This is a genomic window from Liquorilactobacillus uvarum DSM 19971 (genome assembly GCF_001434935.1).
Lineage (GTDB): Bacteria > Bacillota > Bacilli > Lactobacillales > Lactobacillaceae > Liquorilactobacillus > Liquorilactobacillus uvarum.
The window spans coordinates 1-21,572 of the sequence record NZ_AZEG01000008.1 but is presented as its reverse complement, the minus strand read 5'-3'; the positions used below and the strand labels follow the sequence as shown (position 1 = coordinate 21,572).

The window sequence follows — 21,572 nt, the reverse complement described above, 5'->3', positions numbered from 1 at the left end:
TCAGTTCTTATTGTTGTAAATATTAAGAAATAAAATATTTATTTAAGCCTTTGCACAGATAAGGACTAAAATAATTCACAATGTGTAAACTAAATATCAGAGTCCTATAATTTGCACGTATCATTTTTCCTTGCTAAGCTGAATCTGCATCAAGCTTCAAGAAATTCGAATAAACAGGACCTAATAATAAAAAGTCGGTGAATTAATTGTCTAACAATAAACATTACATAAAATATTTAGTTCCTTCAATAGCATTCATAATCTCTTTTATTCTAGCCTCAACAATAATGATTTTCGAACAAGTAACACCTTTTGGTAATCATAACCTATTGCTGAGTGATATGGGCAGTCAATACATCACCTTTTTCAGTTCGTTACATCATTCCTTGTTTACACATTCATTCCAGTTTTATTCTTTCTCACAGTCACTTGGTGCAAATTTTTTACCAACAGTTGCCTACTACCTGATTAGTCCATTTAATCTTTTGTTTCTGCTTTTTCCAAATACCGCTGACATACCTAAAGCAGTTACGCTCATTATTATTTTGAAAAGCTCAACAATTGCATTTACGATGACCTATTTTTTAGAAAACCATTTTAAAAAATATGATCCTTGGATGGCACTTTTTGGGACAATATTCAGCTTATGTGGTTTCGTTGCGCTTAATTATTTCAATATCATGTGGCTGGATGCTTTAATTTGTCTACCCTTGGTTATTAATGGAATTGACGATTTAGTTTCAACTGGTCGCACAAAAAGATTTTTTGGATGGCTATTTGTCAGTATTTTAACAAATTTTTACTTAGGTTACATGATTTGTTTATTTTCAGTTTTTTATATAGTTTACATTCTAATAGAAACTCGTTCATCATTGTTTCCTATTCAAAATTTCTGGAAAATGAATCGAAGTAGTCTAACCAAGTTTTTTACCAGTGAATTTTTGTGCGCTCTAAGCACATCCTTTCTTCTTTTACCCACTGTGTTAGGTATGTTACAGACGGCAAAAGGAGGTAGTTGGAAAAATTTCACTTTGGCCCCTCAATTCGGTTTTGAAATTTTAAGTCAACTTGGAGTGGGTGCCTCGAACTACTCTTCACGTTTATTTCATGCTCCAAGTATATTCAGTACGACCTTTGTGATTTTATTAACCCTTTGCTACTTTGTTCACCCTCAAATAAAGAAAACCAGCAAAAGAAATGCAGCATGTTTTTTGATCATATTTTTATTGAGTATGCTAATAAAATTAAGCAACACTATCTGGCATCTTGGACAGCAACCTGCCGGATTTCCATTCAGAAATTCATTTTTCGTCAGTTTTATTTTAATTGTCTTTGCCTACCAAGCTTGGGAGAAGAACCCACTCCGAATCAGCCGCTTTTGGAAATGGATGCTTCCGAGTATGTTAATAAGCACAATTATTGCCGGTTATTTTGGAAGCCGTTTATCCTCGTGGATATTACATAATTATTTCTCGCATTCTCTTCGAAGCTACCAAGTAATCCACGTAACATCTTTGGAATCAGTCATTTTGAGCTTCCTCTTTATTGCTGCAACATCAATTTTAATCTTTTCAACAAAAAAGATGTATAAAAAAATACTACTACTTATAATTGTTTTATTCGAAATCACGTGTAATTTTTTATTGGCTATGAACAATACACCCTTTGGTAATCAAGTAGTTTACAAAAAAAATTTCACATACGAATCAAGTAAAATTAATCAAATTAACGGTTCAACCAATTGCCTTTTCAGAGTTAATAATTCAAACACTTTGATTAACAAAGCATATCATGAAAAATATTATAATTATAACGATCCAATGCTTTTCAACTTCTATGGTATTAACTTCTACAGTTCAACTCTAAATAATACAACACGAAAAACATTGCATGCGTTTGGTTTTTTCAGTAAAAATGTTCGGCGTATCAGTTCGATTGGGTTAACGCCATTAACAGAATTTTTATTTGGAGTGAAGTACTCTTTTGAACTTAACAATAAGCAGCAAGATATAGCTCCCAATCCAAGCTTTGTTGGAATTGGATTTGCCGTTCCGACTGCATTTAATCGGCTGAAGTTGAATACAGGCAAGAAGTTTAGTTCAATTTCAAATCAAGAATTGGTTCTACAAGCTCTAAAGAAAAGCAAAGAACCTTATTTTGAGAAGAGTAAAATATTATCCTCTCCAAAAACAGGAAAGACGATTTCTTCAAACAAATACAGCTATACTTACATTGTTAAAACTAAAGCATCTGGCCCAATGTATTCAGAGTGGTCAGCCAAATACAGTAGATATAATGCAATATACATTAACGGGAAAAGATTGTCTATCGATGAAGATGTTAGTCGACATAAATACCTGCAATATCTTGGTACATTTTCCAAAAACCGGAAAGTGGAAATTAATTTTGTTGCAAAAAAGAACAATTTAAAAAATAACTTGCGCATTTATAGTCTAAACAATACTAAATTTAAAAAAGTTGTTACACACACCAGAAAAAGCAGTTTTTCGCCTAAAATCAGTACTAGTTTTTTACATACCCAAGTAACAGGAACAATAAAAACTACAGACTCTTCTAAGCTGCTTTATCTTTCTATTCCTTATGATAAGGGATGGACAATTTTAAGAAACGATCGAAAGGTCCCAGTCAAACGTTCACTTAAAGGAATGATGTCCGTCAAACTCACATATGGATACAATAAAATTGTTCTCACTTACCATGTACCAGGATTAAAAATAGGATCCATTCTTTCAGTTTTCAGTTTTGCTTTTTATTGTTTACTAGAACTTTTTTGGACATATAGAAGAAGACATATCCTCAACAAAAAAACTTCGCATATAAGTAGGAACTAGAAATATTCCACAATTAAATAGAAAAGTCTAGATAACTAAAACAAGACAGCTGGGTCAAATTATAACTTTTGCCCCAGCTGTCTTGTTTTAACTTGCTTTTCTAATACACGCTATTTTTCTTCTATTTTCCATTTATCTGCACAGAACAATTTTGCCAATTGAACTGTTTGTCTCGATCAGAGCATGCGCGGCTTTTAGGTTTTCTGCATTAATTCCATCAATAATCTTATTGGCAGTACTTTTTATTTTCTTCTGTTCCAATAATACCGCTATTTTTTCTAAACTTTCATGCTGGGTTATCATTTCTGGAAGCTGATAATAGGATTTTGTGTACATCCACTCCCACATAAATTCAGCACTTTTGGGCTTTAAAAGTCCTAAATCAAGCGGCTTTTTATTCCCTGTAATAGAGACAATGCGTCCGTTAGGTTTGATCATCTCTGCCATCTCTTTAAAATGACCGTCAATATCATTCAAACCTAAAATATAGTCAACATTTTCATAACCCAATTCGTATAGTTGCGGAGCCATTTTTTGACGATGATTTATCGTTTGATCAGCACCATGTGCCTTAGTCCAAGCAATTGTCTCAGTTCTTGAAGCAGTTGCAATAACATGCAGACCAGCAAGATGAGCCAATTGTGTTGCAACTGATCCTACTCCACCGGCACCATTGATAATAAGAATAGTTTTCTTCTCATTATCAGATACATCGTCAATATTAACCCTTATTTTTTCAAATAAAGCTTCCCAAGCTGTCAAAGATGTCAAAGGCATTGCCGCTACATCTGCAATATCCATTCCTTCGGGGGCATGACCTACAAGACGCTCATCAACTAGCTGATATTCGGCGTTACTTCCTGGTCTATCAAAAGCCCCAGCATAAAAGACAAAATCACCTTTTTTAAATAAAACTGCCTGCTCACCAGTGGAAACGACGGTCCCACAAGCATCCCACCCAAGAATTTTGGGAGTTCCGTACTCTTCAGATCCATTCATTCTGACGCTTATATCAATTGGGTTAACCGCAATAGCATCAATCTTTACTAAAAGATCACGTCCAGTTGCTTTAGGAATTGGTGTTTCAAAATCAAACAGACTGTTTTTATCTTCAAGAGATAAATGTTTTTTAAATCCGACTGCTTTCATATTGGAAGGCATACACATCACTCCTTATATTATAGGTAATTCTTCAAAAGCTAAGATACACACCGTTGCGATTTTATTATTTAATTTGTCCAAAAATTCATTTCAAACCCTTAGACAAAAACTCCCTAATTCCTAGTTATTGTCGCTCAATTTCTTTCAAAGTGCAACTTTGCCGCAATCCAATTTTTACGTTGAGGGCTAAAAAATCTAAAAATCACCGCGACTTTTTAAGTTTAGCATGCTTACCATAACCACAATCCACGCACTATCCTATTAGTTTAAATTAGTAAAATTCTACTCCAAATAAAGTTCACTCTGAGCCGGAATTGTCTTGGCAACAACTCTTCCATTTCGAATATTATACAAAACTTCAGCATGCTTATTCAAAACATTATAAAAATCTTCTCCATTTAAGAGAACGCAATTTCCCGGCTGTCCGACCGCAATTCCGTAATGATCACTAATATGCAGTGTTTTAGCACCATTGTAAGTCACATAATTAAATGAATTTTGCAACTGATCATACCCCATTAATTGAGCAGCATACACACCCATCTGTAATGGATCTAACATGTTCCCATTGCCCAATGGGTTCCATGGATCTTTAATATCATCCTCGCCAAAAGAAACATTGATGCCCGCTTCTGTCAATTCTTTAACGCGCGTCAGCCCTCTCCGTTTAGGGTATGTATCAAAACGACCACCCAGATGCATGTTAACTAGCGGATTAGAGACAAAATTGATATGTGACATTTTAAGCAAACGAAATAGTTTATATGTGTATGCATCATTATAGGAACCCATCGCTGTAGTATGGCTGGCTGTCACGCGTTCTTTCAAACCTGATTCATATGCTAATGTCGCTAAAACCTCGAGATTTCGCGTTGCTGGATCATCAATTTCGTCACAGTGGACATCAATTAAAACATTATATGTTTCAGCCAATTTCACTATATATTTCAAAGAATCGGCCCCATAAAAATGATTAAACTCGTAATGCGGAATTCCTCCGACAACGTCGGCACCTTCTTTTAATGCTTGTTCGAGCAATTCTTTACCTTTGGGAAAAGATAAAATTCCTTCTTGAGGAAATGCAACCAATTGAAGTTCAACAACATTTTTCAACTCGTCTTTCAGTTCTAACAAAGCCTGCAATGCTATCAGCTGCGGGTCTGTTGTATCAACATGGCTGCGGATAAATTGGATTCCGTACTTTAACTGCTGATATATCGTTTTTCTGGCTCTATCTTTGACATCTTTAATTGATAATTCTTTTTTTCTTTCTGACCAGATTCGAATGCCATCAAAAAGTGTGCCAGTTTGATTCCATTCAGGTTGACCAGCAGTTAAAGTTGCATCGAGATGAACATGTGAATCAATGAAAGGAGGAAGCAATACCTTTCCTTTTCCATCAATGACTTCTTCTCCTTTTTCAGGAACCAATGTGTCTCCGATAGAACTAAATTTTCCATCTATTATCCTAGCACTCTGTACTTTTTTTTGATTGTTGATATGTACATTTTTAATTAACATCTTTTTTGGAACCTCCGTAGCTTAATTTCATTAAATAATAATATAATACCCCACTGAGTACCATTGTAATAAAAGTTGCCCCAACCGTTTTTTCTAGGAATTCGCTATGCTGCAATCCAAAGAAAATAACAGCTCCAGCTAACCATGTTAAAACAGCAATCCAATTAACACCATTGGTATACCAATAACGACCCTCACGTTTTGTCAGATCATCTAAATGATAATGACCCCGATTCCGTAAATAAAAATCAACGACAATGATACTGATTATCGGCCCTAACACCATTCCAATATAATCCAGAAATACAATAAAAGTATCCAAAAAACTGCCCAATATCATTGGAACAAAAGTAACAATTGTTGCTAAAACTGCAACTATCCATAATGATATTTTAAGTTTCAGACGTGGGAAAATATTTGAAAGAGCAGAACCTGCGGCTAAAAGATTTACAGCATTTGCTGTCATACTCGTCAAAATAATGACAATTAACGCTAATATTCCCAATCCCAAGCGACTAGCAATAGTGCTTGGATCAGAGTTGTTAGGATCATAACCTCCAGATGCAACTGCAATGCTAATTGTTGCAACTAATCCAATGAAAGCAAACCAAACTACGCCCAACAAAGCTCCGACAAATGGCATAACAGTTGCTGTTGTTTTTTTCTTTGTGAATCGTGTAAAATCAGCACCTGCGGTTACCCAAGCTAAGTTAAAAGCCGCAACAGTATCAACGGCCGTACCAGTATTCATTTTAAATTTAGCGGGCACATGCCAAGACATGATCTCATGTAACGAAACAGACTGAAAAACAACAACTGATTCCCACAATACAAAAATGAAAACCAGTACAATTCCAATTCTTTCGATTAACTGGACTGATCGCGAACCACTTGCAATACTGATGATATGCAAAATGCTCATTACCAGAATTCCACAAATCATTCCTTTGCTCCCACCTGGCTGACCATAAAGAGGCCAACCAGCAATATCATGCATTAAATAACTGACCGATGTGGCTGCAATATATGTATTGACTGCTGTCCATCCGATAAATTGTGTGACATTGATTAGCGATGGAAGATAACTTCCACGGATTCCAAATGAGGCACGACTGATTCCCATTGTTGAAACACCTGTTTTAAATCCAATAAAACCTATTAATGATAAAAATAAATATGAAAGTGCTGAAGAAAAAAGTAGAACACCCATTGCAGCAGCAAAACCGCAAGCTGCTAAAACTCCTCCAATGTACCATGTTCCATTGTTTGCGTTAGCACCAACCCAGGTAGCGAACATATCCCACGAAGATGTTCTTCGTTGTTCAGGACGAATGCTTAAGCTTCGTTCGTTATCGTGATTCATAAAATAATTTCCCCCTGCAAACAGAATCTCAATCAGTCTGATTAAAATACTGCTAAATTTTTTAGATTACTAATTTTTAAACTGCTCACACAAACGTAATAGTAATTTGGTCATATATAAAATGGAATATTTGTCTGCATCATGTGAGAGCTTAATTAAATTTAAGAATCCATGTTTCATATTACCTTATTTTCCTCACATAATACCAGACATTCAGGAATATTCCTTTTTTCAATAATAAAATTCGAGGATTTAGTTTCAAAATCCTCGAATTCTATTAAAATGTATAATGTTTTTGATCATTTAATATTTGTAGCTATATATTTAGTTTTGAATGTTTTCTAGCATAAAAGAAATAAATTAACATTCCTATTCCGAACCAAACAATAAACCGAACCCATGTCTCCCAATTTAATCCAGCTATCAGTGTCAAGCAGAAAAGAATGGCAATGATTGGTGTGAAAGGCACACCTGGCGCTCTAAAGCCACGATGAATTTTAGGATTAGTTTTACGCATCCAAAGAATTCCTGCTGAAACTAAGATAAATGCTGTTAAGGTTCCGATATTAACGAGCTCTGACAGAATATTCAAATTAATAAATCCTCCTGCAAGTGCAGTTATAGTACCAAAGAACCAAGTTCCCTTAAAGGGTGTTTGATATTTTTTATTAACTTCACCAAAGAATTTTGGAAATAACCCATCACGCGACATCGAATAACAAATACGAGATTGTCCGTAAAGCTGAACTAAAATAACAGTCGTCATCCCCAAGATAGCCCCAATACTGACAATAATCGAAAGCCAAGTCTGACCGGTTGAATGCAAAACAGCCAATATTGGCGCGTTAAGATACTTTGTAAACATCGTATATTTAACAACACCTGTCATAATTAATGTCATAATAATATATAGTACGGTCGAAATCAATAATGACAAGAGAATGCCACGCGGTAAGGTCTTGCTGGGATTAACTGTCTCCTCAGCGCTTGATGCAACTGAGTCAAATCCGATGAACGAGAAGAACACAATCGAGGCAGCTGGTATAATGCCGGCCGCAGTACCATGATTGAAGGAATACCAACCATATGGAGAAAATGGTGTCCAATTATGAGGTTTAATGAACCAGATTGTACAAACAATAAAGAGAATAATAACTGCTAGTTTAATGACTACCATCGTATCATTAACACGTTTTGTCTGGTTGATCCCGATTGAAATGATCCATGTAATTACTAAAACAATCAAAAATGCCGGCAAATTAAAAATTGTTGAAACACCGGGGGTTGTCCCTGCAGCTGCGGTCAAGGCTGTTGGAATATGAATACCAATATTATCTAATAAATTGACAAAATATCCAGACCATCCAACTGAAACTGTAGCTGCACCTAGAGCATATTCCAAGATAAGATCCCATCCAATAATAAATGCAATTACTTCCCCAAATGCAACGTAAGAATAGGTATATGCTGATCCAGCAACGGGAGCCATCGATGCGAATTCAGCATAGCAAAGACCCGCAAAACCACAACATATTGCAGCAAGTAAAAATGACAATGATAATGCAGGCCCTGCTGTTAGAGCTCCTTTACCAGTTAAAACGAATATCCCAGTTCCAATGATAGCTCCTATTCCAAGGAACGTAAGGTCCAACGTATGCAATGTACGCTTCAAAGGCGTTGTTTCGCCTAAAAGGTCATCAATACGTTTCTTACGAAAGATACCATTCATGTAAACATCCCTTTCATTTAAATACGTCCATAATTCTATAATCGTTTTTTCATTTAGTCAAATGATCGCACAAAATATTTGTCATTTTTTATGACATGTATCATGAAACTATAAAATTGAAGTTTGTTTAAAAAAAACAATTCGCATTAAAAAAAACATTTTTAAGAAAAAAGGATCTATTTAATTGGAAAACAAAATAATTAAATATTTACTGCTTTTCAAAAGAAAGAGCTTTCGTCTATCACTATCTACCGAACTTCAAATTTAGGTTTAAATGTTTTGTATATCCAAAAATAATTTCAGTTTGTAAGACCTAAATAAGAAAAATTTTCATATTCTTAATATAAATGGCGCTTTAGACTTTGACTCCTGAAGCACGTTACTATGTAAAACATAATGTTAAAACAAAGGAGTGGATCAAAAAAACTTCTGACCCACGCCCTAAACAAAATTTTAAATTAAGTATGACACTGTTTTTTATTGCTAGCTAGAAAAAGAAAAAATGCTTCTTTTTTTTAGATATTTTAGAATAGCCATGTGCCATAACTGGCAGACCATTCAATAGATTTTCAGCATTTTGTTCAAATTCGTCTACTTTTTCCTGTCCTATTGTTACTTTTAGTTTCTCAAATGCTTCATGCAATGCAAACTTACGTCCCTTAAGTGCATGAGCATCAGAGGCAAACAATTGAACCAGTCCATGTTCAACTAATTGATCTGAAATTTTTTCAACATTACTCCCAAAACCACCAATATAGCTAGTCGCAGTCAGTTGAGCCAATGCTCCTTCTGAAACAAACTCGTATAAGATATTTAGATCATTTTGAATCTCATGATTACGCTCTGGATGAACAATAATCGGAGTTGTCCCAATCTTGCGCAATTCAAAAAACAAACGTTTAGCATAAGCCGGCACGCTCCCATGAGGAAACTCAATCAACATATATTTCTTTGCTTCGTCGATTCCAAGAAGGTCATTGTAACGTTCAATTAAATCACCGTTAATGTGGACCTCTTGACCAGGAAAAATCGTTAAAGGCATTTTTCGGACATCCAGCTCAGCTTGGAACTCAGCAACAGCTTTAATAACATCGGTTCTATGATTGACATAGTCGCCATCGAGATGATGTGGAGTAGCTAAAATATGGGTTATTCCTTCTTCTATAGCATCATTAGCAAGACTCAGCGAATGCTCTAAATCAGGAGATCCGTCATCAATTCCTGGCAGCAGATGACAATGCAGGTCAACGATTTTCCCACTCGTAGTTATTTTTTTCATAGATAAGTTTCCTCCTTAGCAGGATATATCTTGTGTTTATTATCTTTCCAAAGATCAATTATTTTAATTACACATTACTCATGTCAGATTAAATTAGGGATACAGCTTATAATTCTTGTATTTCATATTGTTAAAAATCAACTTAATAAATAATATCAAGTATAAGTATAGGCTAAAGCCTTTGCTTTATCAATTATACTCATTTGTAGGTTTAATAGTAAAAAGCGCTCGCAATTTAACCAGAATAAATATTCTAGCCAATTACGTGCGCTTTCCTTTTTAATGAACAAAAACAGGTGTTTTTTATTTTCTGCTTTTTTTCCCTTTAAAACTAGATAAAATTCCAATACTGCTTAAGAGAACAATTATTGATCCCCATACGCTCATTACTGATGATTTGACAGCACCCGTCTGTGGTAACTGTAACTGCCCTTTATTTTCTTTTTCAATAATGCTTTGATTGTTTTTTCCTGCCTTATGTTTATCAGCCATACTTTTTATAATTTGATTTTTCAGACGCCCATTTTTATTACGTTGTTCTTCATTTACTATTGTCCCACTAACTTCACCACTTCTAGACCAGTCGTCATCTTTTGAATTATGCAGCCATACAGCAGTGTTTTTATCTTCAACACTCTGTCCACTAACCTGTTTGTCATGGTCTCCTTCAGAACACTTATCTGTGTTAGCTGATCCAAGTACTCTGACACGTGCTTTTTTTGAAATCGTATTACCTTGGCTATCTGTATAACTGTAGTTAACATAATAAGTTCCAGCTTTAGTCGGATCTACCCTTCCAACTACTTTGACATCTTTAAGCAACAACGCTTTTCCCGTGATGTCAGTTCCGCTAATAAAATTATCTGCGGCAGTCCATTTAGTGTTCGGACTTGCAGTAAGTGTTGTATCTTTTATCAATATATCCGTTTGAATCTTTTGATAAATGTAATTAACTTCCTGGTCTTGCGCCGTATACAAGTTAACTTCGTTTATGTTTTTTGCATCTGTACTGCTTAAAAAATAACCTTTTATTTTACTTGCTTCAAGCAAAGAATACGTATCACCTATTTTACCTGTAAATTCTTTTGAAGGAGCAATCTTTTTTCCATGTTCATCAACATAATTATAAATTATTTTTGCTTCATTGCTCCAAATACTGGCAAGTGGATTTAACGTTAAATCTGTGATTTGAGCTGTTCCATTCTGTGCGTAAAGATAAAGTTGATTGGTCGCTTGAGCACCTATATATTCAGGACGCAGGAAGAAATTTTGTGTAATCGTTTTTTCACCCTCGTTGGCAAAAGCTTCAATACTTGTCTCGTCGACATAAACAGTAAGCGTGATTGTGCCATTATCAGTATTAACGAAAGCGTTCATTTGATCTCGCGGATCTCCCATATTTGGTTCGCCTGTGTTCAAACGTCGTACAAAAAATTTTTGAGTTTTTAAGTCATACCCAACAAGAATATAATATTTACCATCATCTGATACCCGCAGCTTAAACCCAACTGACTCAGGTTGATTTTCTGCATTCCATGAAAATTTTGCTGTTATTTTATATTGATTGCCTTCATATTCAATTTTTTGTTCATTGTTTTCAATAGTTAGATTAGCTTTTGACTGAGAAATAACATTTTCCTGCTCATTATTTTTAATTTCAGAAACCACCGTATTCTTCAATAAATACCCATCAGTTCCTTCAGAACTTTTAACTAATTGCAGTTCTCTTGGGAGAGTCATATTACCATACCACGGTGAAGTTTTAGCATCCCCTGTATATGACCAATTAGATTGCCAGGCAATAAGCACATTACGTTTATCCTTCATGTTTGCAAAAGGAATACCAGCATAAAAGTCTTCCCCATAATCAAAAGTCATTGGTGAATTCATTGTTTTTTTACTTTCAGGCAGCCACTCACCGTTAGCGTTGATATTGCCAACATAATATTCCATTCCGGACCCAGTCGCGTGGGCCCCTTGCTGAACACTTACGGCAAATATCCATTTTGTTATGTTGGTTCCTGAAACTGTCATTGGAATTAATGTCGGACATTCCCAGACACCAGCACCGACATTTTTCTGTCTTTGAATACTAGATGCATATTCCCAATGGAGTAGATCCTGAGACTTGTAGATAAGTGCTTGCTGATTAGAAACCACTGTCATTAAAAATTGCTTATTTTGTTCATCATAAACTACATTGGGATCTCTAAAATTAGCTGCATCTCCTCCTTCGGAAGCAGTAACTGGAATTAACGGCTTAGGTTCAGCCGAATTTCCATCTGAAGAGTATTGAATAAATGTTGTTCCTCCATCCAAACTATAGGCTAAATGTTGTTCTTGAATTTCACTTAAACCAATCCATGTTCCCCAGCCATTGTCTTCCCCATCATTGATTCTAGTTGCAATTTGATAATCTGCTGTATAAAATGCTAAAATTGCTCCATTGCCTAATCCACTAATATTATCTTTGTCTACATAGATCGAACCACTAAAAATAGCTTTCTTACCATTGGAGTCTCCCCAATTAGTAGTGGGTACACCGACATAGCGGACTTCACCGTATTTGGCTAAATTGCCAGTGGTGTTGGTGTATGTGAAATCTTCCCACCCTTGATTATCTAACATTGGAATTGCAAGCTGTTCCTGCGTCCAATTAACCATGTCTTTGCTTGTCGCATGCCCCCAAGACATGTTCCCCCATTCATTTCCTTCCGGATTATACTGGTAATACAGATGGTACAAACCTGTTTTTTCATCATAAAATAAACCGTTTGGATCGTTCATCCAATTCTGAGCGGGGGAAAAATGAAATTGATTACGGTATTCTTCATCATAAGTCTTGTTTTCTGAAATTACTGAACTTGTTTGCTGCTCATTTTTAACAACTGCAGTCGAAACGGCATTCGTTTTTGTATCAAGGTTTTCAACATCTTTTTTGTCTTCTTTTAAAACCTCAGTAGAAGACTGTTCAGCTTGTATACTTGAAGAACTTACCGTGCTATCTTGCTCAACAGAACTTGTCGTATCTTCAATATCTTCTTTCGCCGAAGATGAACTAACTGCAGATGAACTAACTGCTGAAGAGATATTTTTTTCACTGACAGGTTCCTCTGTCTTAGATCTACTGCTAGAGCTATCAGCAGACTCACTTGAAACATCTGCAGCTGAAGTAGTAGTGCTAGTGCCATTCTTTGTTTCAGCTTCAATAAAAATCGCATTTTCTGCTCTAGTTTCTGTTTTTGCAGATAAGGATGAACTAGATGATGCTGTTTGTTTTTCTTGCTCAATACTTGATGAAGTACTTGATGAAGTCTTTACTGCTGGAGTTACACTTTGTCTTTCTTTCTGTTCTATTGATAAACTACTACTCAAATCAGTCTGTGCCGCAGCATGAATCGAATCTGTTTGGCTTGTAAATAAAAACGTAGTTCCTAACAAAACTAGTGAAAAAGTCCATATTTTTCCTTTTTTGTACATTTTGTAATGTTCTTTTACTTCCCCCATATATCGATCTTGCATAAAAATTCCTCCCTAAATGTTCTTAAGTAATATTCCAATAAGAATAAAGCAATTTTCGTGCCATAAAAAAGAGTTTTCAAAGAAGGCTGATTTAAAAACAAAAAGAAATTTTCTGTAAGTATAAAACAAAACAGGTATGCTTCTAATTGAAACATCTAGTGTAACATTTAATACACTTGCTCTAATTTTTAAAACTAGTTTTACATCTATACATCACTTAATACCTCTAAATTATCCGTATATTAAGAAAGCATACTGTTCTTTCTCTCAAAAAATAGTACCGAAAAATTGTCGCCTTTAATTTCAATGATTAAAATAAGCATTTTTAGAATTTATACTGATATTTTTGAAAACAAAATACGCTTATCCCCTATTAGCAATAGAGGACAAGCGTTCCAGATTTATTGTTCTTTAAAACAATCTTGCTTCTGACAAGAATTTTATACACTTTAAAGTCTGATACTCTCTTTGATTGGCCAATTAATTGATAATTGGCTTTTATTTAAAAAGTTCAGTTGATAAATAGCGCTCACCGTTATCTGGTGCAATAGTAACTACAGATTTCCCTTTACCTAGTTTTTTGGCAATTTTCAAAGCTCCATAGATATTGGCACCCGAGGAAATTCCTGGTAAAAATCCTTCCTTCCGCCCCACTTTACGGACAGTTTTAATTGCATCGTCACTTGGCACTTCAATAATATCATCGAAAATATCATTATCCAAAACAGATGGTACAAAACCAGCACCGATACCCTGAATCTTATGTTTACCACCAATTCCTGTTTTCAAAACTGGTGACTCTGTCGGTTCCAAAGCATAAATCCTAATGTTTTTATCTACTTCTTTTAATGTATGCCCAATTCCAGTTAAAGTACCACCAGTTCCCACTCCTGCAACAAATGCTGTTGGAAGATTATTCCCAAATGCGTCTAAAATTTCTTTTCCAGTCGTTTTTTCATGAATTTTGGGGTTAGCTGGATTATCAAATTGCATCGGCAAAAAATAGCCCTTTTCGGATGCTAGATCTTTCGCCTTTTTAATAGCACCTTTCATTCCTTCACTGCCGGGGGTTAAAATCAATTCTGCACCATAAGCCTGCATCAATTTACGGCGTTCAATACTCATTGTTTCTGGCATAGTAATAATTAAGCGATAGCCTTTAATAGCTGCAACTGAAGCCAAGCCAATACCTGTATTGCCCGAGGTCGGTTCAATAATCGTCCCACCTGTAATAAGTTTGCCATCTTTTTCAGCTGCTTCAATCATTGCAAGTGCAATTCTGTCTTTAACAGAGCCCGCAGGATTGAAAAATTCGAGTTTAACATACACGTCGGCCGAATCAGAGGGAACTATATGGTTCAATTTAACGATAGGAGTATTGCCAATCAAATCTGCAACTGAATTAAAAAGTTTGCTCATAATATTAGCCCCTTTTCTTTTGAAATAATTCTTTTACCCAATAAACCACAACAAATAAACTTGTAATAAGTATAACTTAACAAATAGAGATATCCAATCAAAATCCCGTTTCGTATAGAAAACATAAAAAAGCGGTATAAGATAACAGCCGCTTTTTTAAATCTCATACTTTTTGTAAAAAAAACAGTCCTACCTCCATCAGTTTTTCAACTATTTCAAATAAACTGTCAACAGCTTGGATTCTAATAAATATCGAACCTGATATTTCATTGCTAATTCTGCTAAAAAAGGACCCATTATATCATTTTCAGGTGATAAAACTGCTAGTCCATGCAAATAAAATTCTTTCTCAGCGTCCGTTGCCCTTTTTTTGAAGTAACCCCAAACATGCTGATATGCTGTTGTTAAGGTTTTGATTGTTGGTTTTACTATTGCTGCTTCTAGAAGCAGTGCTTGATAGTTAAACTCTTTTTCTTTTGACCATTCATTATTAGATGCCAATTTGCGAATTTTATTATAAATCTGCTGAGAATGTGCCATTACCCAATATTTGTTTACCGACCAAGATTTCTGCCATTGCTCCAAGTATAGTCTCCCCTATTTTTTTTCAAGTTGAGCAACGGCCTTCTGAGCAGCTATATTTATAATGTTCCAAGGCCTATCAAAACCTGGTTGGAAGAAAAAGTCTGCATATGCGAGGTCCGTTACTTTAAGCTTTTGTTGAATCGCTAAAGAAATAACATTGATATTAGCCGTAACATCACGTTTAGACAAGATCTGTGCACCCAACACTCGTCCATCCGAAGGAGCATATGTCAATTTAAACCAAACTTTAGCATTTTTGTCATCCATCGAGACAAATTTTGGTTGAACAGTATCTTGAACTAAAATTGATTTTGTTTCAATACCTAATTTGTCGCTGGTTCCTGCCTTAACGCCTGTTGAAGCAAAATGATACTGAAACACAGAAAGTGCTGATGAACCCGAAACCGATGGCATTATTTTCTTCGCTCCAAAAATATTTTTAGCGGCCACACGTCCCTGCCTCCGTGCATTAGTTGCCAATGCAACTCGATTATTTTGACCAGTTGGTGCAAATGGAACCAGTGTTGCATCTCCCACTGCATAAATATCCTTTTCACTTGTTTGCAGGTAATCATCAATTTTAATCAATCCATGGTCATCAAGCTCAATAACATCCTTAAGAAAATCTGTATTAGCCTTGATTCCTGCTGCTTGAATCACTAGGTCTGCTGGATATTCGCCTTGATTCGTTATGACGTTTGTCACCTTACCATCATGCCCCTCAAAACGCTTGACAGTCTGCCCTGTTGCAGGATATATATCGTGTCCAAGCATTTCATCAGTTAAAATTTCAGTAAACTCTTCATCTAAGTACAGATTGAGCAGTCGCGGCAAAATATCAATCACGGTCACATGTTTTCCTGCTTTTGCGAAGACTTCAGCTGCTTCAATTCCGATATAGCCCGCACCAATGACAACTACATTCTTGACATCAGGATCAACTGTTTTGGCTTTAAGCTTTATTGCCCAATCACGTCCACGCATACCGTAGATATTCTTCAAATCATGTCCTTCAACCGGTAAAACGGCTGGAACAGCTCCAACACTCAAAACAAGTTTATCATAATCTTCATCACGTTCAGAACCATCGGCATGATTTACGACATGTACTTTATGTGCTGCGGAGTCAACTTTTGTAATTTCTTGCTCAACAAAAACATGGACTCCGGCTGCTCGCATTCCTTCTGGTGTAGCATAACTAACCGAATTGACATCTTTAACGACACCTTCGAGATAAAGCTGCATTCCACAAGAAAGAAAAGACAAAAAATCACCTTTTTCATACCACTGAATCTCAGTTTCAGGGTGCTCAGCCAAAATACCCCGAACAGTTTCAAAACCACCATGAGAAGATCCAACCACAATTACCTTCATATAAAATAACCTCCTGCCTTTCTATTTACAACTTCATTCCGATAGTACCATTTTAGAATATAGGTTAAAAGAAATTAGAACTGTCACAAACGAAAATCAACGATTACTGAAATTTTTAAAAGAGAAATGTTACACAACAAAAAATGTTTTCAGCATCGTTTTTAAGAAATTAGCTGGTTTTTATATCAATTTGCGTATAAAAAAATCACCACCAAATTATCTTTTAGTAGTGATTGTTCTTTATTATCTCAAGAATCATCGAACTTAATGTTTATCATTCAGCCTTCAAGCAAGATTACCAACTTTTTCAGATGAATGCTGATGAACCAGGCTCTCTTTTGAAAAAAGTTCTTCAATTTTACTGTCATCCAACAATGCTTCTGCTCTTATGATTTCTTTAATCGAACGGTCTTCAGTAACCGCTCTTTTAACTAATCTGGTAGTTGCTTCATAGCCGAGGTATGGAGTCAGAATTGTAGCTGTGACAACAGATTTTTCAACATCTGATGCACATTTTTTGTCATTAGCCTTTATTTCGCAAACACAATTCACAGTCAATGTTTTGATAGCTTGTGTTAAATGCTCTTCGCTCTCCAAAATCCGCTTGAACATGATTGGTTCAAAAGCATTAAGTTCTAATTGACCAGATTCCGCAGCCATCGTAACTGTTACATCATTTCCAATTACCTCGAATGCAACTTGATTGACAACTTCTGGAATGACTGGGTTCACTTTTCCTGGCATGATTGAAGACCCTGCTTGTTTTCGTGGCAAACTTATTTCATTTAACCCAGCTTGCGGACCGCTTGAAAGCAGTCGCAAGTCATGACTCACTTTTGATAAATCAATCGCAAGGTTTTTTAAGGCGCCGGAGAATTCTGCAAACGCATCGCAATTCTGGGTCGCATCAAGCAGATCAGTCGCAAGATTAAGATCAAGATGGGTTCCACGATTCAAAAGCGGCACAACTTCCTGTTGATATGCATCACTTGCATTGATTCCCGTACCAATGGCTGTTCCACCAAGGTTAACAGTTTTTAAATCCCTCGCTGCTGCTTCTAATCGCTTGAGATCGCGCTTAAACATTGAATGATACGCATGGAAAGATCTTCCAAGCGTAGTTGGCACAGCATCTTGAAGCTGCGTACGTGCAACTTTGATAACAGTTTTGAATTCGAAAGCTTTTTCCAGCATGGCTTCAATTAAATTGCGAATCGCTTTTAGCAATTCTGGTAAAGATTTCAACATTGCCATTTTGCCAGCAGTAGGAAAGGTATCATTTGTCGACTGGGATTGATTGACATCATCATTGGGATGGATAAGTTTTTCCCCCGCTTTTCGATTTGCCAAATGCGCAATAACCTCATTAACACTCATATTGGAAGATGTTCCCGCTCCTCCTTGAATCGCGGGAACAATGAAAGCATCTGAATAATCTCCATGTAATAACTCATCACAAGCCTCACTGATTGCTTCAAACTTAACTTCAGACAGTGTACCAGCTTCATGATTGGCTTGAGAAGCTGCCTTTTTTATTTGAATTAGACTTTCTATAATCAACGGATGAACCTTTTCATTTGAAATAGGAAAATTCACTGCTGCTCTTTGACTATGAATTCCATAAAGAACGTCGTTCGCAATCTCCATTTTACCAATGCAATCTTCTTCAATCCTCATAAATTTATACCTCTCCTTTAATTAATCATTTAAATATGCCATCAACTTACGTATCAATATAGCTTAATTAAACTTTAAGTCAATAGAGGTAGACCATTTATGAGTATTCCATAGATTCAGCATTTAAAAACCCGTTTTATCCAAAGAATCAACACTAGAATTTTTATTAAAAAGAGCTTTATCTTTTTTTCAATAAACTTAATTATCGCTATAATAGGCTAATTAAATTGTTACTTTTCTAGCGAACCCACTGCAAGTTTTTTTAAAAATTTTTTCTAGACATCAAGCTGATGATTTTTCTCAGAAAACTATACCTCTTGCAGTCATTGAAGTCCAAAAAAGCAAAAAATATAACAGAAGTTCATAATTTTTGGACACCAACAGTTAAAATGCAAGATTAGTTCGCGTTTTAACTATGAGTGATCCATAGTTAAGTCTAAAAGAACAAGTTGATGTGGAAAAGTCGTTTAAATCTTATTATTTGAACAGCGTAATACATTTCTTATAAAATAATGGACACAAAAAACAAAGTTTGTATGATTATTTTGAGCTATTTGCTTTTGAAAGCAGTAGTTGGGCAATTCCGTTCAAAGAAGCATCCTGTTTATAGTAAGCAGGTAATAGTTTAGGTGGGAATGGAACATTATCACGCAAAGCAGACTTTAACTTGTTTGCAAAGAGTGAAAATTGTGCTTCCATCCCACCACCAATAGCCACAACCTCTGGATCCCAGATAACACATAAATTGCTGAGTTGAAAACTGAGTAGCTTAAGAATATGCTTCTGGAGTTGAAAAAGCTCACTTTCTTTTGGAAAATCTTTGTTCCAGAATTCTTTAGCCTCCATTTCTACACTAGTTATTTGGGTAATTTGACGAGCAATTCCTTGTCCACCTGCAACTTCTTCAAATGGAGCATGACCATTCAAAAAAGACACGTTAGAATCAACGGAGTTCAAAAGATACCCTACCTCACCTGCGGCACCATGACTTCCTTTGACCACTTTTTCCCCATATGTTAATCCAACAGCTACCCCAGTACCTAAATTCAAATAAAGACCATTTTTTGTATTTTTTAATGCACCGTTTAAAATTTCTCCATACGCGGCTGCCTTGACATCATTCTCAATATAAATAGGAACGTCCGGAAACTGAAGTTCAAAACTTTCTCGTAAGTTTATTTGATCCCAATTCTTAATCGTCGGAACCAATTTAAGATAATCTCCGTTAACCACACCAATGGTACTAATACCTATCCCAGAAATCGTACATTGTTTTTCAGAAACCAACTTTTGACATAATTTTAGTGCTTCAGTTATTATTTTTTTACTATCTTGGTGTGCAATGATTTTCTTTTCTCTTGCCAGCCAATCCCCTTTAAGATTTAATAGTGCAACGATAACTTTAGTTCCACCAAAATCAATTGCTAAAAAGCCATTTTTATTATTATTCTCCAACAAAGTTTTAAATCCCCTTTCTGTTGTTTTTAAACGGCCATTCATCATGTTTGAACAAACTTCTTACCAAGAAAACCAGTATTCCTAATATTGTCCATAGAAGTGCTAACCAAATTGCATTTGAACCTGATGATATAAAAACAAATGCCCAACCTATGAACGCGATGACACTCGGTAGCGGGTAAAGGAACTGTTTATAGGGACGCTTTAAATTAGGCTTATTTCTACGCAAAACAGTCAAAGCAATGATCTGCATCATAAATTGAATAACAATTTGGACTGCCATTAAAGCATTAATTACGGTTGTCAAATTGAAAAAACAACAAACTACCATGATTGCTCCAATAACTAGCAGTGAATAGTTAGGGAATTTAAGTTTAGGATGAAGATGAGCAAATTTTTTGAAAAAAACACCATCTTGAGCTGCATTATATGGAATTCTTGATGCTCCCAGTAATCCAGTATAAACAGATGCAAAACAAGTCCAAATGATTAAAATTGTAATAATAATTCCACCTGGTGCTCCCCATGCTTTAGTCATGAACAAGGAACCAATATTAGAACTCTTAGCTGCTTCTTTCCAAGGAACATATCCAATAATGCCAATATTCATTAAAAGATCAATCAAGGCTACCAAAATAATTGACCAGGTAATTGCTCTTGGAATTGTTTTACCTGGTTCTTTTAACTCATCACCCATATAAGCTGAAGTGTAATAACCTAAGTAATCGTAGATTGACAATAACATTCCTGCACCCAATCCTTTAAAAAAGCTTGAGGGTGCAAAAGCATTTTTAGGGAATGCAAAAGCCATTTTAGGATCAAAGTGTAAAATGCCTGTGCCGACAACTAAAATAACTGTCAATATCATACCCATCCAGAGAACAAAAGATATTTTCGCTACACTACTAACACGTCTATATAACAAAGCAATTGCTAACAAAGTCACAAAAACAGCAATAAGTTTCATTTGCAGAGCGGTCATGTGTGGGAAAAAGAAACCGACGTAGTTTGCTAAACCAATTGCCCCACTTGACATTGTCAAAGGCGTTGCTAACAACACTGACCATATGAAAAGAAAAGGCATTAAATTACCTGTCCGTTTGTAAAAAGCCGCTTTAAAAAAGTTATACGTACCGCCTTCTCCAGGAATTGCACTTCCTAGTTCACTCCAGATCTGACCGTCTAACAGTGCTAAGACAGCCCCAGCAATCCACCCAAACATTGCTTGCGGCCCTCCCATTGCGCTTAACACTAGTGGGATTGTTATGAAAGGACCTGCACCCATCATTTGTGCCATATTTATCGTAATTGCTTGAAAAGAACCTATCTTTCTTTCAAGCTTGTGTTCAACATCCATTGCTATTCCCCCTATATTTTTATACTCTCACTAACTAAAAAATACTATGTATTTATGAAGAGAATCATGTCACTAAAAATAACATGAATACAAAAATTCTAAGCATCAAAACTTCTTTCGTCAATGCTTAAAAATAATAAAAGCGCTGACACTTTGTATTAAAATATGTAATCGGTTAAATAATCTTATTAAAAAGATAGCTTTTTTATAGAAAAATTATTTTCTACTCAAAAACGCAATCAACCGTTTATTTATTGTTTCTAAACATCAAAAAT

Annotated in this window: 13 protein-coding genes; 1 reads left to right on the top strand and 12 read right to left on the bottom strand. The window is 35.6% G+C overall.

From position 1 onward, the window contains the following. The first annotated feature begins 206 nt into the window (after positions 1 to 206). Positions 207 to 2,852 carry a YfhO family protein gene (locus FD20_RS05365; protein WP_057736535.1) on the top strand — a complete coding sequence of 882 codons (2,646 nt, stop codon included), beginning with the start codon at positions 207 to 209 and terminating at the stop codon, positions 2,850 to 2,852. Positions 2,853 to 2,984: 132 nt separating this feature from the next. On the opposite strand, the gene FD20_RS05360 is transcribed toward FD20_RS05365, so the two are convergent. The 12 genes from FD20_RS05360 to FD20_RS05305 all read right to left on the bottom strand — a co-directional run bounded on the left by FD20_RS05360 (position 2,985) and on the right by FD20_RS05305 (position 21,297). Further along, on the bottom strand, positions 2,985 to 4,013 hold the full coding sequence (locus tag FD20_RS05360) for a zinc-binding alcohol dehydrogenase family protein (RefSeq protein WP_157060854.1): 1,029 nt from the start codon (positions 4,011 to 4,013) through the stop codon (positions 2,985 to 2,987). A 282-nt stretch (positions 4,014 to 4,295) separates the two neighbouring features. Continuing rightward, positions 4,296 to 5,534 (bottom strand): cytosine deaminase, encoded by a 1,239-nt coding sequence (codA, locus tag FD20_RS05355; protein ID WP_057736534.1) that lies wholly within the window; start codon positions 5,532 to 5,534, stop codon positions 4,296 to 4,298. Then, the gene (locus FD20_RS05350; RefSeq protein WP_057736533.1) at positions 5,524 to 6,897 is read right to left on the bottom strand and encodes a cytosine permease; all 1,374 of its coding nucleotides are present in this window, start codon (positions 6,895 to 6,897) and stop codon (positions 5,524 to 5,526) included. Before FD20_RS05350 ends, codA begins: the two co-directional genes overlap by 11 nt. Positions 6,898 to 7,213: 316 nt before the next feature. Beyond that, entirely contained in the window at positions 7,214 to 8,626 is a 1,413-nt protein-coding gene (locus FD20_RS05345; RefSeq protein ID WP_057736532.1) for an amino acid permease, read from the bottom strand. A 487-nt stretch (positions 8,627 to 9,113) separates the two neighbouring features. Continuing rightward, complete coding sequence (locus FD20_RS05340) at positions 9,114 to 9,905, bottom strand: tyrosine-protein phosphatase (RefSeq protein ID WP_057736531.1); 792 nt, start codon at positions 9,903 to 9,905, stop codon at positions 9,114 to 9,116. A gap of 303 nt (positions 9,906 to 10,208) precedes the next feature. After that, a complete protein-coding gene (locus tag FD20_RS05335) occupies positions 10,209 to 13,427 on the bottom strand; it encodes a GH32 C-terminal domain-containing protein (RefSeq protein WP_083489048.1) in 3,219 nt (1,072 codons plus the stop codon). 498 nt (positions 13,428 to 13,925) lie between these two features. Further along, positions 13,926 to 14,846, bottom strand: coding sequence for a cysteine synthase A (cysK, locus tag FD20_RS05330; RefSeq protein ID WP_057736530.1), 921 nt, complete (start codon positions 14,844 to 14,846; stop codon positions 13,926 to 13,928). A gap of 210 nt (positions 14,847 to 15,056) precedes the next feature. After that, a complete protein-coding gene (locus FD20_RS05325) occupies positions 15,057 to 15,431 on the bottom strand; it encodes a YbgA family protein (protein ID WP_057736529.1) in 375 nt (124 codons plus the stop codon). Between the two features lie 12 nt (positions 15,432 to 15,443). Next, a complete protein-coding gene (locus FD20_RS05320; protein WP_057736528.1) occupies positions 15,444 to 16,805 on the bottom strand; it encodes an FAD-dependent oxidoreductase in 1,362 nt (453 codons plus the stop codon). Between the two features lie 285 nt (positions 16,806 to 17,090). Then, positions 17,091 to 18,482 (bottom strand): aspartate ammonia-lyase, encoded by a 1,392-nt coding sequence (locus tag FD20_RS05315; RefSeq protein ID WP_057736527.1) that lies wholly within the window; start codon positions 18,480 to 18,482, stop codon positions 17,091 to 17,093. A gap of 540 nt (positions 18,483 to 19,022) precedes the next feature. Beyond that, positions 19,023 to 19,940 (bottom strand): ROK family protein, encoded by a 918-nt coding sequence (locus FD20_RS05310; RefSeq protein ID WP_235807716.1) that lies wholly within the window; start codon positions 19,938 to 19,940, stop codon positions 19,023 to 19,025. Positions 19,941 to 19,944: 4 nt separating this feature from the next. After that, the gene (locus tag FD20_RS05305) at positions 19,945 to 21,297 is read right to left on the bottom strand and encodes an APC family permease (protein ID WP_057736526.1); all 1,353 of its coding nucleotides are present in this window, start codon (positions 21,295 to 21,297) and stop codon (positions 19,945 to 19,947) included. Positions 21,298 to 21,572 lie beyond the last annotated feature (275 nt).

Coding starts and splice junctions, on each gene's coding strand:
- FD20_RS05360 (WP_157060854.1), bottom strand. CDS start 4,013: ATGCCTTCCAATATGAAAGCAGTCGGATTTAAAAAACATTTATCTCTT.
- codA (WP_057736534.1), bottom strand. CDS start 5,534: ATGTTAATTAAAAATGTACATATCAACAATCAAAAAAAAGTACAGAGT.
- FD20_RS05350 (WP_057736533.1), bottom strand. CDS start 6,897: ATGAATCACGATAACGAACGAAGCTTAAGCATTCGTCCTGAACAACGA.
- FD20_RS05345 (WP_057736532.1), bottom strand. CDS start 8,626: ATGAATGGTATCTTTCGTAAGAAACGTATTGATGACCTTTTAGGCGAA.
- FD20_RS05340 (WP_057736531.1), bottom strand. CDS start 9,905: ATGAAAAAAATAACTACGAGTGGGAAAATCGTTGACCTGCATTGTCAT.
- FD20_RS05335 (WP_083489048.1), bottom strand. CDS start 13,427: ATGCAAGATCGATATATGGGGGAAGTAAAAGAACATTACAAAATGTAC.
- cysK (WP_057736530.1), bottom strand. CDS start 14,846: ATGAGCAAACTTTTTAATTCAGTTGCAGATTTGATTGGCAATACTCCT.
- FD20_RS05320 (WP_057736528.1), bottom strand. CDS start 16,805: ATGAAGGTAATTGTGGTTGGATCTTCTCATGGTGGTTTTGAAACTGTT.
- FD20_RS05315 (WP_057736527.1), bottom strand. CDS start 18,482: ATGAGGATTGAAGAAGATTGCATTGGTAAAATGGAGATTGCGAACGAC.
- FD20_RS05305 (WP_057736526.1), bottom strand. CDS start 21,297: ATGGATGTTGAACACAAGCTTGAAAGAAAGATAGGTTCTTTTCAAGCA.